Raw genomic sequence first — 17,802 nt, 5'->3', positions numbered from 1 at the left:
TTAAATAGCTTAGTATTTTATTTAGAACTATTTTTAAGAATGAATACAGATTTTTTTGTTTGTGATGAAAAAATTAATCATTTAGCATTAATTTATACCACCTAAGATCATTAAAGGATTAAATTAAATGTTATTTAAAAAATTATTTTTAATTGTTTTTTTATTTCCAAACTTCTCCTATTCAAACACACATTCAATAAAAGAAAATAAAGAACCGCCAATAACTGTTAATATTCCTAGTGTTTCATTTGGTGATCAGAGTAATGCATCTGGTAACGGTTCAATTGCAATAGGAACAAATAGCCAAGCTAAAAGTGCACACTCAGTTGCTATTGGTACTAATTCATTAGCAACAGAAGAAAATACAGTATCATTTGGAAACATTGAAAATCAACACACTTCTCGATTAGTTAATATTAGTGACGGTAAAAATAATACAGATGCCGTTAATCTTATTCAGACTAAAAAAATGGTAGATAAAAATAGAATAGCAACAAATAATACTATCAATCAGCTAAAGAGAACTGTTAGTACAGATATCGGTAATATCAAAACCCATGTTAATGATTTTGATCATTATTACAGGAAAAGACAGGCCGAAATTACTGATTCAGTTGCAAATTTAGACAAAGAAATTATCGCGTTAGAAAAAAAAGTATTTGCGGGCATTGCATCATCAGTTGCAATGACTAGCATTCCTTATCTTGCTCATCATACCCTAAGTGGCGGAATTGGTATTAGTAATTATCGAACAGGTACAGCATTTGCTGGAGGTGTGCAATATAAACCCAATAACGATATTGCATTTCGATTAAACTCTTCCATTAATAGCGAAAAAGAAATTATTATTGGAGGTGGATTAGCTTATGGCTGGTAAACAATTTTGATTCTCTATAATCAGATTATAAAAAAATAACCTTATAATTAAAGCAGTAATAATTTAAGCAACATTACTGCTTATTTATAAAAAGAATTTTAATTAGTAATAAATAAATCACCTAAAGAAGAATTGATAAGTTTAACTTTAGTATTTTTAATATATTTTTGTAATATATATCATTTTTTATATACTAGGATTATAAGCTAGAGCCAAAAGGAATAAAAAATGAATTATATATTTCAAAAAATGACTGCTAAAGATATAAGTGCAGTAGCACGACTATTACAGGCAAATTCAGAATCTCAACAAGGTGGATTATATGGTGAATACCCTCTAAATAAAGTTGAGACAATGTATCAAAGTAGCACTAACGCCATTGTTGCACTTTACCAAAAAAATATTGTTGCTGTTGTTTTTAGCTTTCCTGTCACCTCTTTTTCGATCCCTCCAATTGCTCAAGCTATTAATCAACAATTTCCAGAAATAACACAAAACAATTGGTTTTATGGCCCTGTTTGTATTGATAAATCGCACCGAGGAAAATCACTATTAAAAAATCTCTACCAACAAATCTGTTCTTTACATGGCGGAAACCCTATCGCATTTGTTAATAGTGAAAATATTCGGTCACTAAAAGCACATCAAAAATTAGGCATGAAGGTCGTTAAAAACTTTGAATTTAAAAGCACATCTTGGTGGATCATTAAAGGACAATGAAAACAAACGAAAGAAAAATACTTACACTTTCTGATATACAATTTTCAGGCTGAAAATGAAGGCTTTTAAGTATTTTTGTTATCACCATCACAAAATAAATAATAAACATATAAATCAACATGATACATAAAACAATGAAAAGTTAATCTATTCTTAACAATATTACAACTCCTATTTTAGCTGTCAATTTGCTTACAATTTGACATCATTCTGTGATCTCCCTTTCAATTCTTGATCTTTCGTTAACTTACTTTTTGATATTATGCAAAAGTATAAATAAGATAAATACACCAATTCGAAAGTAAACGTAAAATAGGAGGAAGCAATGACTGTTTCCCGCAGAACTTTTATCAAAGGACTCGCAGCCAGCGGTGCAGCAATGACTGTTTCTACCCCTGTTATTGCTAATTCAGAGAGTTCAACTTCTAACCCGCGCTCGCGCCCAGAGAATGCCCCTAACCTATTAATTGTTTTCCCAGATGAAATGCGTGCTCATGCATTACAGTTTATGGGGGAAGATCCTTCAATCACACCTAATTTGAATAAATTTGCGAAACAATCCAAAGTAATGACGCAGATGGCTTCAAACTACCCTCTTTGTTCTCCATTTCGTGGCATGTTTATGACTGGTCAATACCCTGTTCGTAATGGTATTACAGGAAATGCACATGACTATGGTGGCAAAGTGGGTATCGATTTATCGCCTTATGCAAAATGTTGGTCGGATGTTTTAAAATCTCTCGATTACAGCACTGGCTATATTGGTAAATGGCACCTTGATGCACCTTACGAACCGTTTATTGAAAGTTACAACAATCCAATGGAAGGTCGTTATTGGAATGAATGGGCTGCACCAGATAGACGCCATGGTTTTGATTTCTGGTATTCTTATGGCACTTATGATTTACATTTGAAACCAATGTATTGGGCAAACGATACCCCTCGTGATAAACCAATTTACATTGATCAATGGGGACCTGAACATGAAGCGGATATGGCAATCAAGTTCCTCAAAAATGAAAACAATCAATTTAGAGATAATTCAAAACCATTTGCATTAGTGGTTTCAATGAACCCTCCTCATTCACCTTATGATCAAGTACCGAAAAAATACCTCGATGCTTATCAAGGTAAAACGTCAAAAGAGCTAAATACACGCCCTAATGTACAGTGGGAGACTGAATATCAAGAAGGCTATGGACCTCAATATTTCAAAGAATATATGGCTATGGTCAACGGTGTTGATGAGCAATTTGGTCGTATCGTCGATGAATTAGAAAAACAAGGCCTTGCAGATAATACTCTTGTTGTTTTCTTCTCTGATCATGGCAGTTGCTTGGGGGCTAATGGGCAAGCCACCAAAAATAATCCTTATGAAGAATCCATGCGTGTTCCGATGATGTTCCGTTTACCGGGTAAAATTAAACCAGGCACTGATGATGCATTAATGTCAGCACCAGATATTTATCCAACTATCTTAGGGCTACTTGGTTTATCTGAATGGATCCCTGATTCAGTAGAAGGTACTGATCTTGCAGATAGAGTAGTTACTGGCAAAGGCGACACAGCAAACTCTCAGCTTTATCTTTTTATTCCTTATGGCGAACCTTCATTCGGTAAACGAGGAGTAAGAACCAAAACTCATACTTTGGTTATAGATAGACAAGATGGACAACCATTAAAATATACTTTATATGACAATGTGAACGATCCATATCAAATGAAAAATATTGCCAAAGATAATATGCCTTTAATTGAAAAATTAATTAAAGAAGAACTAACCCCTTGGTTGGAAAAAACAGGAGATTCTTGGCGTGCCACTGAATTCATTACGGCAACAACCAATAAATTAAATAAAACAATATCTACATGTAAAGAAAAATAATAAAAATATCTGCGCCATAATTTTATGGCGCTATATATAAACCCAATTCGCTGATATAAAAAATCCTTTTAATAAAATAAAAGGAAAGATGTCCTACACCTAAAAATTGACACAAATAAAAGCGAATAAAGAATTGGATATATACCATGAACAAACTTCGTATTGCTCTTTTTTTACCTCTTCTTGGCTTAGGTTTAACTTCTTTTCATTCTCAGGCAGCTAATGTCAACGCCATGTTTTCTTGGGAAACGGCCGATTACGACACACCAAATAACTATTCTGGTTATCGTGTAGATTTTAATATTAATCCAGATAAGTCTAACTGGTATTTCGATGTTGGTTTTCGTCAACGTGAGCATGACAATAAGAACCGTTATCAGCGTTATGATTTACAGGGTAGTTATCGTTTTAAATTAAATAATGGTTGGATCCAACCGGGTTTAAAAATACGTCAAGATCTCACGAATTATGATAATGGTAGCCGATTAACTATTGATTTTTATGAATCAAAAACTAATTACCAATTTCCAATTAATAAAGATTGGGTTTTAACTGGTAGCGTTTTATTTGGCTTACAAAAGAAAGAAGACAAACGTAGTAATGGCGTCACAAATACGGATTACTTAGGCTGGGAAATTGAACCTGGTCTACGTTATTTTGTCACCCCTAATATTAATACTACTGTTGCTTATTTTGATGGCGGTAAGCAAGCAATACGACATGAAGAATACGACACAAAAGAAACAAACCATAATCAACAATTACGTATGTATGTGAACTGGACAACACCAATAGGATTAATTGTTTCCCCATCAATGCGTAAATCTATTTTTGGAAAAATAGAAGATAGAACAAATAAAGGCGTTTATATCGAAAAAGATATGACACGTTATACCCTACAAATGGCTTATCAAATATCACCTCAATGGCGGATCATGACGGAATATTATAATGAACGAGTTGAAAACAAAAATGATAGTAGTAAATCAACTCAGGATTATTTCAAAGTTTCATTCCGAGCAACATTCTAATAATTAAAATCATATAATTGTTCATGGAGTTATATTGTGAAAAATAAAAAATTGTTATTTTTGAGCACTGCTATTTTATCAGCTATTTATGGTTCAGCATGGGCGACAGAATGTGATCCCACTTTAAATATCTGTGAAACGGTTAATGTTAATGACGGTAATACAGTTCAAATAAATAAAGATGTCACGGTTTCTCAAGGTGATGGCGTTGTCTTTAATGGCTCATCAACAGAATATAAAGCTCAAGCAATTACAAAAAACATTACTGTTACTGGTGATGGCGCAAGTGCCATCAAGATAAATCAGGGAGCTTCTTTTAGCAGTAACATCAACTTAAATGGTGCTAATGTGACCAGTGAAAATGGTACAGCCATATTGGTTGAAGGTGATTTCCCTAAACGAGGTACTGGCGTTTATGTAAGAGACGGTGCCATTATTCGAGGAAAAACTGCAGCTATTGATTTTAGTACACTGAAAACAGGTTTTAGAAGTGATGTAAATGGTGAGATCCACGGTGATATTTTAGGAAATGGGCATGCTGATACTAAAATAAATTTTGCTTATCAAGGTGGTTCTCAAAATGCGCTATTTGATGGATATAAAATTACCGGTGTTCCGTTAATTGAAAACCACGGCAACTTGACTATCCAAGGAAAAGACAGAACGATTAACTGGGAAGGTAATTTCATGAATAAGGAAAATAGCCAGCTCATTTTCCGTATTGATGATAATACCAATACTGATGAAACTATTCTTCATGTTGACGGTGATGTCACTTTTAAAAAAGGCAGCCAAGCCAAATTGGATTTTAAAGGTACCAGTGTCGATAACATTATAAATAAAGATATTGTTTTGGTTTCATCCAATTCAGCGATTAAAGATGAAGCTGGAATTACGGTTACTGACGCCAATGCCATTGCACCCGATGTATCTCCTTTATTAGAAAAAACAGATTCATGGTTAGAAACTACACCGCCTAATATTAGTGGTGGTGTTAGTGGTAATCAATTAGTTGCACGTTATGGAATTAGCTATGAAGGTGGCAATAATTTTATTAGTGCAGCTGAACGCGGTGGTGTCAATGAAAATGGATTAGCAGCAGCTAATTTTGTTATTCCAACGGTTTTAAATGAGTTTAATAATACACGTAGCCAAGTTTCAGATGAGGCTTTGAGTTTATTAGTCGCGGCTGGAAATGACGATAATAATATTGCTGCATTATCGAATGATTTAGCTCCTATCGCTGATGGTAGTGATATTCAAGCGGGACTGATCATGGTTGAAGATATGCGCAATAATATTGCACATCGTTATTTACGCTATGATAACCAATTACCTATTGAAGAAAAAGAAGCTGGCTGGAATAGTTGGGCTAATATGTTGTACGGTTACGGCACACAAAGTAATCAAGGTGGCATTAACGGTTACAACACTTATCGTACTGGTATTCAAATCGGTGCTGATTATGAAATTAATCAAGATGCTCTTATCGGTGTTTCTTTTGCTTATAACTATGCAAAGGCTGACGCAAAACAACGTAACGCAAGCAAAGAAATTAGCCATTTTGAATTTATGCCTTACACCGGTTGGTATAGTGACACATTATTCCTAAACGGTAATTTAAATATTGGTTATTACACTGTCGATAGTGAGCGAGATATCGGTGGCAACACTGGATGGGAAGGAAATACCAAAGCAAAAGGTGATTATTCTGGTGTGCAATTGGGTTATCAGATTAATGCTGGAACCTATTTTGATTTTGATTTCATCCATATTAAACCGATGCTGACTTACCAGTATCAATGGCTCAATATTGATTCTTGGGAAGAAACAGGTTCGGCGTTATCAATGCGTACTTATGGCCAACGCTATGCTGTCAATCAACTCGGTGGTTCAGTAGCATTTTGGAATACCTATCAAACCTCTTATGGCAAATTAACCCCTTCTCTTAATCTGCGTTATATCAAAGATATAGCAGGTGATAATCATATCGATCAACGTCATAGCCTCACCTATTTTAATACTGGAGGAAGTACCTTTGATATTAAAGGCAATCGTGTTGGTGGTGACATCATGAGTGCTGAATTAGGTGCCAATCTCGATATTACCCAGTCGTTGAATTTAGGTACAACAATGGGCTATCAGCGTTATGACAAATTTAATGAAGGACGCATTGGTTTCACTGTTAGCCAGCGTTTCTAAGGAGAAAAATAATGCCGATATTTCGCTTTACTGCACTTGCTATAACATTGGGGCTATTATCAGCTCCTTATAACGCGATGGCAGCCACCAGTAATCCTGCATTTGCTCCTAAAAATCTGATGCAGTCAGAAATCTATCATTTTGCCCAAAATAACCCGTTAGCTGATTTCACAACAGATAAAAACTCAACACTGACGTTATCTGATAAGCGTAGCATTATGGGAAGCCAATCCCTTTTGTGGAAATGGAAAGGTGGAAGTAGCTTTACTTTACATAAAAAGCTTATTGTACCAACAGATAAAGAAGCGTCTAAAGCATGGGGACGCGCATCTACACCTGTTTTATCATTTTGGCTTTATAACGAAAAACCCATTGATGGCTATCTCACTATCGACCTAGGAGAAAAACTTAATTCAATCAGTGAAGCTCAGGCTGGATTTAAAGTAAAACTAAATTTCACGGGCTGGCGTGCTGTGGGTGTCTCTTTAAATAACGATCTTGAAAATCGAGAGATGACTTTAAATGCAATCAATACCTCCTCTGATGGCTCTCAATATAGTATTGGTCGATCTTTAGGTGCTAATGTTGATAGCCTACGATTTAAAGCCCCTTCTAATGTGGGACAAGGTGAAATCTATATCGATCGGATCATGTTTTCTATCGATGATGCTCGCTACCAATGGTCTGATTATCAAGTAAAAACTCGCTTATCAGAACCAGAAATTCAGTTTCATAACGTACAACCTCAGTTGCCAGCAACGCCCGAAAACTTAGCTGCGGTTGATCTTATTCGCCAGCGTCTGATTAACGAATTTGTTGGCGGTGAAAAAGAGACAAATCTCGCGCTAGAAGAAAATATTAGTAAATTAAAAAGTGATTTTGATGCACTCAATATTCACGCCCTAGCAGATGGTGGAACACAAGGGCGGCATCTGATCACGGATAAACAAACTATTATTTATCAGCCAGAAAACCTTAATTCTCAAGATAAGCCACTTTTTGATAATTATGTCATTCTTGGTAACTACACAACATTAATGTTTAATATCAGCCGTGCTTATGTTCTTGAAAAAGATCCGACACAAAAAGCCCAATTAAAACAGATGTACTTATTAATGACAAAGCACTTATTAGACCAAGGCTTTGTTAAGGGGAGTGCATTAGTCACAACCCATCATTGGGGATACAGTTCTCGTTGGTGGTATATTTCTACACTATTAATGTCTGATGCCTTAAAAGAAGCAAATCTACAAACTCAAGTTTATGATTCATTATTGTGGTATTCACGAGAGTTTAAAAGTAGTTTTGATATGAAAGTAGGAGCAAACAGCTCAGATTTAGACTATTTCAACACCTTATCTCGTCAGCACTTAGCCTTATTACTGCTAGAACCTGATGATCAAAAACGTATCAACTTAGTTAATACCTTCAGTCATTACATTACTGGCGCATTAACTCAAGTACCGCCGGGTAGTAAAGATGGTTTACGCCCTGATGGTACGGCGTGGCGACATGAAGGCAACTATCCGGGCTACTCTTTCCCTGCCTTTAAAAATGCCTCTCAGCTTATTTATTTACTACGTAGTACTCCATTTGCCGTTGGTGAAAGCGGTTGGGATAACTTGAAAAAAGCGATGGTATCGGCGTGGATTTACAGTAACCCAGAAGTTGGATTACCTCTTGCTGGAAGGCATCCTTTTAACTCACCTTCGTTAAAATCAATCGCTCAAGGTTACTACTGGCTTGCCATGTCTGCAAAACCGTCTCCAGATAAAACACTCGCGTCTATTTATCTTGCAATAAGTGATAAAACACAAAATGAATCGAGTGCTATTTTTGGAGAAACTATTGCGCCAGCGGCTTTACCTCAAGGCTTCTATGCCTTTAATGGCGGGGCTTTTGGTATTCATCGTTGGCAAGATAAAATGGTGACACTGAAAGCTTATAACACCAATGTTTGGTCATCTGAAATTTATAACAAAGATAACCGTTATGGTCGTTATCAAAGTCATGGTGTCGCTCAAATAGTGAGTAATGGTTCGCAGCTTTCACAGGGCTATCAGCAAGAAGGTTGGGATTGGAATCGAATGCCAGGAGCGACGACGATCCACCTTCCTCTTAAAGAATTAGACAGCCCTAAACCTCATACGTTAATGCAACGTGGAGAGCGTGGATTTAGCGGAACATCAGCCCTTGAAAGTAAATATGGGATGATGGCATTCGATCTTATTTATCCCGCCAATCTTGAGCGTTTTGATCCTAACTTCACTGCCAAAAAAAGTGTATTAGCCGCTGATAATCACTTAATTTTTATTGGTAGTAATATAAATAGTAGTGATAAAAATAAAAATGTGGAGACCACCTTATTCCAACATGCCATTACTCCAACATTAAATACCATTTGGATTAATGGACAAAAAATCGAAGCCATTCCTTACCAAACAACACTTAAACAAGGTGATTGGTTAATTGATAGCAACGGTAATGGTTATTTAATTACTCAAGCTGAAAAAGTGAATGTCAGTCGTCAACACCAGACTTCGGCTGAAAATAAAAATCGCCAACCAACAGAAGGAAACTTCAGTTCAGCGTGGATTGATCACAGCGTTCAACCTAAAGATTCCAATTATGAGTATATGGTCTTTTTAGATGCGACTCCTGAAAAAATGGGAGAGATGGCAAATAAATTCCGTGAAAACAATGGATTATATCAAGTTATTCGTAAAGATAAAGATGTTCATATTATTTACGATAAACTCAGCAATGTGACGGGATATGCCTTTTATCAGCCTGCTTCAATTGAAGATAAGTGGATCAAAAAAGTTGATAAACCCGCGATTGTGATGACTTATCGACAAAAAGACACTCTTATTGTCAGTGCTGTGACACCTGATTTAAATATGACACGCCAAAAAGCAGCAACGGCTGTTACTATCAATGTCGTCGTCAACGGAAAATGGCAGCCTACTGATAAAAATAGTGAAGTGAAATATAACCTTTCAGGTGATAACACTGAACTAACTTTTACCAGCTACTTTGGTATTCCACAAGAAATCAAACTCTCACCACTCCCATGATTTAATTAAAAGGAACGCTCTTGCGTTCCTTTTTTATTTGCAGGAAATCTGATTATGCTAATAAAAAACTCTTTAGCCCACGCGGTTACATTAAGCCTCTGTTTATCATTACCCGCACAAGCATTCTCCTCTCTATCTCATGAAACTTTCGGCGATATTTATCTTTTTGAAAATGAACTGCCTAATACCCTTATTACTTCAAATAATAATCAATTATCACTGAGTAAACAGCATGCTAAAGATGGTGAACAATCACTAAAATGGCAATATCAACCACAAGCAACATTAACGCTAAATAATATTGTTAATTACCAAGATAATAAAAATACAGCAACTCCACTCACTTTTATGATGTGGATTTATAATGAAAAACCTCAATCTTCCCCATTAACGTTCGCATTTAAACAAAATAATAAAATTGCACTAAGTTTTAATGCTGAACTTAATTTTACGGGATGGCGAGGTATTGCTGTTCCTTTTCGTGATATGCAAGGCTCTGCAACAGGTCAATTTGAACAATTAGTGATAACTGCCCCAGATCAGGCAGGAACTCTCTTTTTTGATCAAATTATGATGAGTGTACCTTTAGACAATCGGTGGGCCGTTCCTGATTATCAAACTCCTTACGTCAATAACGCAGTAAACACGATGGTCAGTAAAAACTGGAGTGCTTTACTGATGTATGATCAGATGTTTAAAGCTCATTATCCAACTCTAAATTTCAATACTGAGTTTCATGATGATCAAACTGAAATGGCATCAATTTATCAGCGTTTTGAATATTATCAGGGAATTAATGCTGATAAAAAAATCACCTCAGACATGCTTAATAAAAATTTAGCACTCTGGGAAAAATTAGGATTAACGCAACACGCTGATGGTTCAATAACAGGAAAAGCACTCGATCATCCTAACCGACAAAACTTTATGAAGGTTGAAGGCGTATTTAGTGAAGAAACGAAAAAAACATTACTTGATACCAATATGTTAAGAGATGTGGGCAAAACGCTTCTTCAAACTGCCATTTACTTGCGTAGTAATTCCTTATCAGCAACTGATAGAAAAAAATTAGAAGAACGCTATTTATTAGGAACTCGTTACGTCCTTGAACAAGGTTTTACACGTGGTAGTGGTTATCAAATTATTACTCATGTTGGATATCAAACTAGAGAGCTTTTTGATGCATGGTTTATTGGTCGTCACATTCTGGCAAAAAATAACCTTTTAGCACCGACTCAACAAGCGATGATGTGGTACAACGCCACAGGACGAATTTTTGAAAAAGACGATGAAATCATTGATGCAAACGTTGATATTCTTAACACACAACTACAGTGGATGATAAAAAGCCTACTGATGTTGCCAGATTATCAACAACGTCAACAAGCCTTAGTACAACTGCAAAACTGGCTAAATAAAACCATACTAAGTTCAAAAGGTGTTGCAGGTGGTTTTAAACCTGATGGCTCTATTTTTCATCATTCACAGCATTACCCTGCTTACGCTAAAGATGCATTTGGTGGTTTAGCACCGAGTGTTTATGCATTGAGCGATTCGCCTTTTCGCTTATCGACTTCAGCACATGAGCGTTTAAAAGATGTGTTATTAAAAATGCGAATCTACACCAAAGAGACACAAATCCCTGTGGTATTAAGTGGCCGTCATCCTACAGGATTACATAAAATAGGAATTGCTCCATTTAAATGGATGGCATTAGCAGGAACACCTGATGGCAAACAAAAATTAGATAACACATTGGCTGCTGCCTATGCAAAATTAGATAACAAAGACAATTTTGACGGTATTAAAGCTGAAAATGAACCTACTGGTGCATGGGCGATGAACTATGCTTCAATGACAATACAGCGTAGGGCTTCTATTCAAGTACCACAGCAAAGCTGGCTTGCAATTGCTCGTGGTTTTAGTCGTTATCTTGTTGGCAATGAAAGTTATGAAAATAACAATCGTTATGGTCGTTATTTACAATATGGACAATTAGAAATTATTCCAGCTGATTTAACTCAATCAGGATTTAGCCATGCAGGATGGGATTGGAATAGATATCCAGGAACAACCACAATCCATCTTCCCTATCACGAACTTGAAGCAAAACTTAATCAATTACCAGCCGCCGGTATTGAAGAAATGTTGCTTTCAACAGAAAGCTATTCTGGTGCCAATACACTTAATAATAACAGTATGTTTGCCATGAAATTACATGGCCATAGTAAATATCAACAACAAAGCTTAAGAGCTAATAAATCCTATTTCTTATTTGATAATAGAGTTATCGCCTTAGGCTCTGGTATTGAAAATAACGATAAACAACATACGACAGAAACAACATTATTCCAGTTTGCCGTCCCTAAATTACAATCAGTGAGCATTAATGGTAAAGAGGTTAATCAATTAGGTACTCGATTAACTTTAAATAATGCAGATACCTTAATTGATCCTGCTGGTAATTTATATAAGCTCGCTAAAGATCAAACCGTAGAATTTAGTTATCAAAAACAACATTCACTTGATGATAGAAATTCAAAACCTACAGAACAATTATTTGCAACAGCTGTTATTTCTCATGGTAACGCACCTAGTGATGCAACTTATGAGTATGCGATAGCGATTGAATCTCAAGATAATAAAGCCCCCGAATACACAGTATTACAACATAATAATCAACTTCATGCGGTAAAAGATAAATTAACCCAAGAGGAGGGATATGCTTTCTTTGAACCTTCTCAAGTAAGTTCACCTGAGGCAACAATATTATCCAGTAATGCACCTGTTATGATTATGGCTAAAACACAAAACCAGCAATTAACATTAAGTATTGTTAACCCTGATTTAAATTTATATCAGGGCATTGAAGCAGATCAAGTTGATCATAAAGGTAATCAAATTGAAGTTAGTGTTTATTCTCGTAAATGGCTCACAGCAGACTCGCAACCAGTAAATAGTACAATTACTGTAAAAGGAAGATGGAAATTAATGACACCTCAATCTGGTATTATGATTAAGCATCAGGATAATAATACACTTATCACTACGACGACAATACAAGCAACACCAATTGTTATTAATTTAGTTAAGTGATTTTTTACTTTATAAATGAAGTTCTTCTTGAAAAAAGGAGAACTTTATTCTCATTATTTATCATACCCCCTTCTTATTTTAATAATCCCACTCATTTTTATTAGTAACTGCTGTTAACTATTCGCAAATAAAAATAATAAAGTAACCCAGATCACATAACGAGTATTTTCATTACGTTTTTATTATAAGAACCATTAACATATTCTAACTTAAGTAATATTAATGGATGTGACACTATGTATTTACAAAGACTAGTTATAAAAAATTTTAGAAAATTTAGTGAATATAACAATATTATTGAATTTGCATCACCCTATGTTTTGAATGAAAAAAATAAGAAGGTAGAATTGGCTAGTGAATGCAATAAATCCATTGCTTGTGCAACCACATTAATTATAGGCCAAAACAATTCTGGAAAATCAACGATATATAATGCATTAGATTATGCAATCAATAGAAATGATATAGATGTAAATACCTTTAACTATAATAAACTTCATCAACTGTTACAATCTTATATAGCAAATAAAAATATATTAGAACTAGATGATGATATGCCTAAAGATAAAAAGAAAAGAAAAGAAAAAATAGAAGAGCTGAGAATAGAATTACCTAAAATAGAGTTTGATATCATCATAAAAGCACCAACAAAAAACAAGAATATATTACTAACAAATTTTGTAGATATCATTGATGTTAGCATAATAAAAGAAGATGTAGAAAATGAAATTGAAATAAAGTTTAAAATAGCATTTGAAATTAAAGAAACATTAGAGTTTATAAAAAATATAAAACCATTAATAATCAAAAACAAAGCTAATAAAGAAAATGAATCAGCTATCAACGATGATCTTTTTAGAGATTTTTTAAAATTAATAAATGAGACATCTTTTATTAAAAAAATATATAATATAAATGGACTGGAAATAAGCAATAAAATATCAAATTTAAATAATATATTCTCAATAACAAATATCGCAGCTAATTTAGATAGTGATGAAAATCTTCTTTCAAAATCATTTAATAAAATTATCAAATTTAAATTAAACAAAGATATAAATAAAAAACAACATTTAGAAGAAAAATTAGAAAATATAAATAAATCAATAAAAAAAGAAATAGCAAGAGAAAATAATGAAAGTATCAATAAAATAACAAATAAAATAATAGATAAAAATAAAATGGGGGTGGAACTTATTTCTGATGTTAATTTTGATTCTGCTTTTAGTAAAATCATCCATTATGAATTTAAAGAAAATGATCTTCTTATTCCAGAAAATCAGTTTGGCTTAGGTTATAAGAATTTAATGAGAATTATAAGTGAACTAATTAACTATGTCGATAATTATGATGAAACAAATCTACATAACAAAGTAAATATTATCTATGTAGAAGAGCCAGAAAATTATATGCATCCTCAAATGCAAGAATTGTTTATTAAAAATATTGATGATGCAATAAATACATTATTTAATCATTCAAAAAAATCCATTAATAGCCAAATGGTAATTACGACACATTCTTCACATATTTTAAATAGTAAAATACACACAGGAAATACTTTTAATAATATTAATTATTTAAAAACAGATGAGAAAGGTTATACAAAATCAATCATACTTTCAGATAGTAAGTTTATAAAACCTGATACCAAAGATAAAAATAAAGAAAATTTTCATGAATTAAATTTCATAAAGAAAAGATTTAAATTCCAAGTATCAAATTTGTTTTTTTCAGATGCAGTCATTTTTGTTGAAGGAATAACAGAAGAACATCTGTTAAATTATTATATATCTTTAGATGAAGAACTAAACACTAAATATATTACAATATTTAATATTAACGGTGCCTATGCCCATGTTTATAAACCATTACTTGAAAGATTAGAAATTCCTTTTGTCATTATAACTGACATAGATTTATTTAGAAAATCCGAAGAAAAAGGGGAAGGGAAAGAAAAAGAATATGTTCAAATACAATCTCTTAATAAAAAAGAAACTACTAATCCACTAATAAGAAAATATATTTGCAACAATAACTTATTAATTAATGATAATTTAGAAAAATCAGAAAAATCAGAAAAATCTCAATTACCAGAAAATGGATTAGATTATTTTGAAAATAAAAAATTTAAATTAATTTTTCAAAAAGATCCAATAGAAAATCAGTTCGCATCTAGTTTTGAAGAAGCCTTTATATTAACAAACTATAAAAATAAAATTTTAAACAAAACATTAAAAGAATTAAAACCTAGGATATATAAAGAAATAATAGGAGCTGATAATAAAAAAAACATGCCAAAAAACATCGAAAACTCATTTAAATGGCAATGTAAATTAGAAAAGGATAAAAGTGAATTTACTAATAAATTACTTTTTAACATTATTAATAAAGATCCCAAAACTCCCACTCCCTCTTTACCAAAATATATAAAAGATGCTTTAGAGTTTATAAAAAAAAATCTAAAACCATAATTATGGAATATTAAAGATGACTAATAGAGTTGAGAAAAAAGAATATTTAGCAGAAGAAATTAACATTCAAAATAAAATAAACAATCATATTAAAAATAATGAATGTTTTATTTTTAACGCAGGTGCTGGTGCAGGAAAAACGCATGCATTAAAAGAAAGTATAAACTATATTTTAGATAGTTATCGTAATGAACTTACACTGTATAATCGTAAAATTCTATGTATTACTTATACAAATGCTGCGACCAATGAAATAAAGTCTCGCATTGGTAATACTGAATTATTGGATGTATCAACAATTCATGAATGCTTTTGGAAATTAATTAGTAGTCAACAAAACGCATTAAGAGTAGCACATAGAATAAAAATTGAAAATAAAATTAAAGAATTAGATAGAAAATTCAAAAACAACAAAAAAGCTTATGACTGGTTATATCAATCAAGTTGCAACCACGATGAATTTAAAAAAGAATTATTAAAAAATGAAAATATATCAAAATATTATTCCCTAGGATCAGAATCATTAAGAGGTATATTAAATAAATACAACTATGATTTAAATGGAAATAAAGGTAAATTTGAAGCTGCATTCAGCTATTTATATAAAAAAACAAATTTAGAAAATGGATTAAAAAATTTAAGTAACAACACTATAATAAAATATGATGCAAATAAAAATAGTGATAGTTTACATAATATGCGTATCAGTCATGATACCTTAATTGAACATACAGAATATATTTGTGATAATTATCCTTTGATGCTAGATATTATTATCGATAAATATCCATTTATATTAATCGATGAATACCAAGATACCAATATTAATACTTTATCTATTTTTAATAAAATTAATAAACAATCAAAGATTAAAAACCAAAAAAATTGTATTGGTTACTTTGGTGATCTAATGCAAGAAATATATAGTGATGAAGAAAAAAAAGTAGAAAATATAAACTTCTTGGGTGATTTTAAAAGTGTAAATAAAAATTACAATCGGCGTTCATATAATAAAGTTATTAAAGTTTCAAATTGTCTTAGAGATGATTCTATAATTCAAAAATCTATTTACATGAATAATCCAGATGGAAACTTTTATTATAAATCAATAGAAAAAACAGAAGAAGGTATTTTTAAAATAATTGATACTGTAAAGAAAGAATTTAGAGAAGAAAACAAACTTAGAGAAGAAGAGAAAATAACAAGTTTAGTTTTAAAAAATGAAACACTAGCTAATATCTCTGGCTTTGGTGATTTATATAAAAACACAAGTAAACTATTATATAATTTTGGCATTAATTATAATGAAGTATCCCAAAACATATTAGGAAATGAGGATTTAAAATTACACCCATTAATTTTATTATTAAAGAAAACAGTGGAATTTATTTTATTATATGAACTTGATAACAAAGTTCTTTCAGCCATTCTTCCTTCAGGTAATATTGAAATAAATATAGAAAACACTATAACTTACATAAAAGAATTACAGACAATCTATAATTACAACGGGAAAACATTAAGTGATTATTTAATGAAAATATTATGTATTTATAGTTCAGATTCATCATCGATATTCAATAAAAAATTTGAATCCATCTTTGATAAAAATAATTTACGTATAATAAAAGAATCAATAAAAAACAATTTAAAAAAAGAAGGTATTGTTTTTAATACTATATTTTCTTTTTACAATAACTATAATAAATTAGAAAACATTCCTGAGGAAAAATCAAAAAAAATTAAAGAGAGTATTGACAATTTAATTAACACATCATTTGAGCAATACAAAGCATGGTTTAAGTACCTAAATGCAGATAAGGAAAAAATAGAATATCTTACTTGCCATAATTCAAAAGGACTTGAATTCGACCATGTTATCGTTTTTCTACAAAATGATTTTAATAGAAGTAAAAAATATATAACGGATTTTATTGAATCAATGGAAAATGATGATAAGTATAAAAAAATTAGAAACTTACTTTATGTTTCTTTTTCTCGTGCAATTAAAAACTTAACTGTTATATTTATTTATGATAATGATAAAGATAGAAAAATAATGGATGGTTACTTTAATTCTATTTCGAATAAAATATAAATTTATTTTTTCAATTTATTCTGGTGCTTGGATCAATCTGGTTCAAGCATTTGCTAAATGCCAGAAAGAGAAAAGCCCCGGAAAATATATTTATATTAACCGAGGCGGACTCAAACCTGAGAACTTGATTCTGCCTCCTTATAGAGGAGCTGTCAAGAAAATGAACAAATATTCTCTTATTAGTATGATTGTTATTAGTATAAATATCACCGTATTGCTGATATTTTTATTTTATAACAATCCAATTGAAAATTTCACAATTAATAGTGAATATATAAATGTTCAGGTTAAGTTTATCAGTAATAAACACTAACCTTGTGGGGGAGTCATCCCCCACAGTTT

At 32.2% G+C, this 17,802-nt stretch carries 9 protein-coding genes; all 9 read left to right on the top strand.

Annotated elements, in window-relative coordinates:
• Positions 1 to 127: 127 nt before the first annotated feature.
• The 9 genes from DK861_RS07725 to DK861_RS07685 all read left to right on the top strand — a co-directional run bounded on the left by DK861_RS07725 (position 128) and on the right by DK861_RS07685 (position 17,460).
• Entirely contained in the window at positions 128 to 877 is a 750-nt protein-coding gene (locus tag DK861_RS07725; RefSeq protein ID WP_109399742.1) for a YadA-like family protein, read from the top strand.
• A 228-nt stretch (positions 878 to 1,105) separates the two neighbouring features.
• Entirely contained in the window at positions 1,106 to 1,597 is a 492-nt protein-coding gene (locus DK861_RS07720) for an N-acetyltransferase (protein WP_072063413.1), read from the top strand.
• Positions 1,598 to 1,922: 325 nt separating this feature from the next.
• Positions 1,923 to 3,482 (top strand): sulfatase-like hydrolase/transferase, encoded by a 1,560-nt coding sequence (locus DK861_RS07715; protein WP_109399741.1) that lies wholly within the window; start codon positions 1,923 to 1,925, stop codon positions 3,480 to 3,482.
• Positions 3,483 to 3,628: 146 nt separating this feature from the next.
• Positions 3,629 to 4,513: an OmpG porin family protein gene (locus DK861_RS07710; RefSeq protein ID WP_006533824.1), complete on the top strand. Its 885-nt coding sequence runs from the start codon at positions 3,629 to 3,631 to the stop codon at positions 4,511 to 4,513.
• Positions 4,514 to 4,549: 36 nt separating this feature from the next.
• On the top strand, positions 4,550 to 6,715 hold the full coding sequence (locus tag DK861_RS07705) for an autotransporter outer membrane beta-barrel domain-containing protein (RefSeq protein WP_109399740.1): 2,166 nt from the start codon (positions 4,550 to 4,552) through the stop codon (positions 6,713 to 6,715).
• An 11-nt stretch (positions 6,716 to 6,726) separates the two neighbouring features.
• Positions 6,727 to 9,792, top strand: coding sequence for a chondroitinase family polysaccharide lyase (locus tag DK861_RS07700; protein ID WP_109399739.1), 3,066 nt, complete (start codon positions 6,727 to 6,729; stop codon positions 9,790 to 9,792).
• Between the two features lie 54 nt (positions 9,793 to 9,846).
• Positions 9,847 to 12,888 (top strand): chondroitinase family polysaccharide lyase, encoded by a 3,042-nt coding sequence (locus tag DK861_RS07695; RefSeq protein WP_109399738.1) that lies wholly within the window; start codon positions 9,847 to 9,849, stop codon positions 12,886 to 12,888.
• A 236-nt stretch (positions 12,889 to 13,124) separates the two neighbouring features.
• On the top strand, positions 13,125 to 15,362 hold the full coding sequence (locus DK861_RS07690; RefSeq protein WP_109399737.1) for an AAA family ATPase: 2,238 nt from the start codon (positions 13,125 to 13,127) through the stop codon (positions 15,360 to 15,362).
• Positions 15,363 to 15,378: 16 nt separating this feature from the next.
• Entirely contained in the window at positions 15,379 to 17,460 is a 2,082-nt protein-coding gene (locus DK861_RS07685; protein ID WP_109399736.1) for a UvrD-helicase domain-containing protein, read from the top strand.
• The last annotated feature ends 342 nt before the right edge of the window (positions 17,461 to 17,802 follow it).

It is taken from the genome of Proteus sp. TJ1640, assembly GCF_003144445.1.
Classification (GTDB): domain Bacteria; phylum Pseudomonadota; class Gammaproteobacteria; order Enterobacterales; family Enterobacteriaceae; genus Proteus; species Proteus penneri.
Note: the sequence above shows the minus strand (reverse complement) of the source record. Positions and strands in the feature narration are given on the sequence as shown.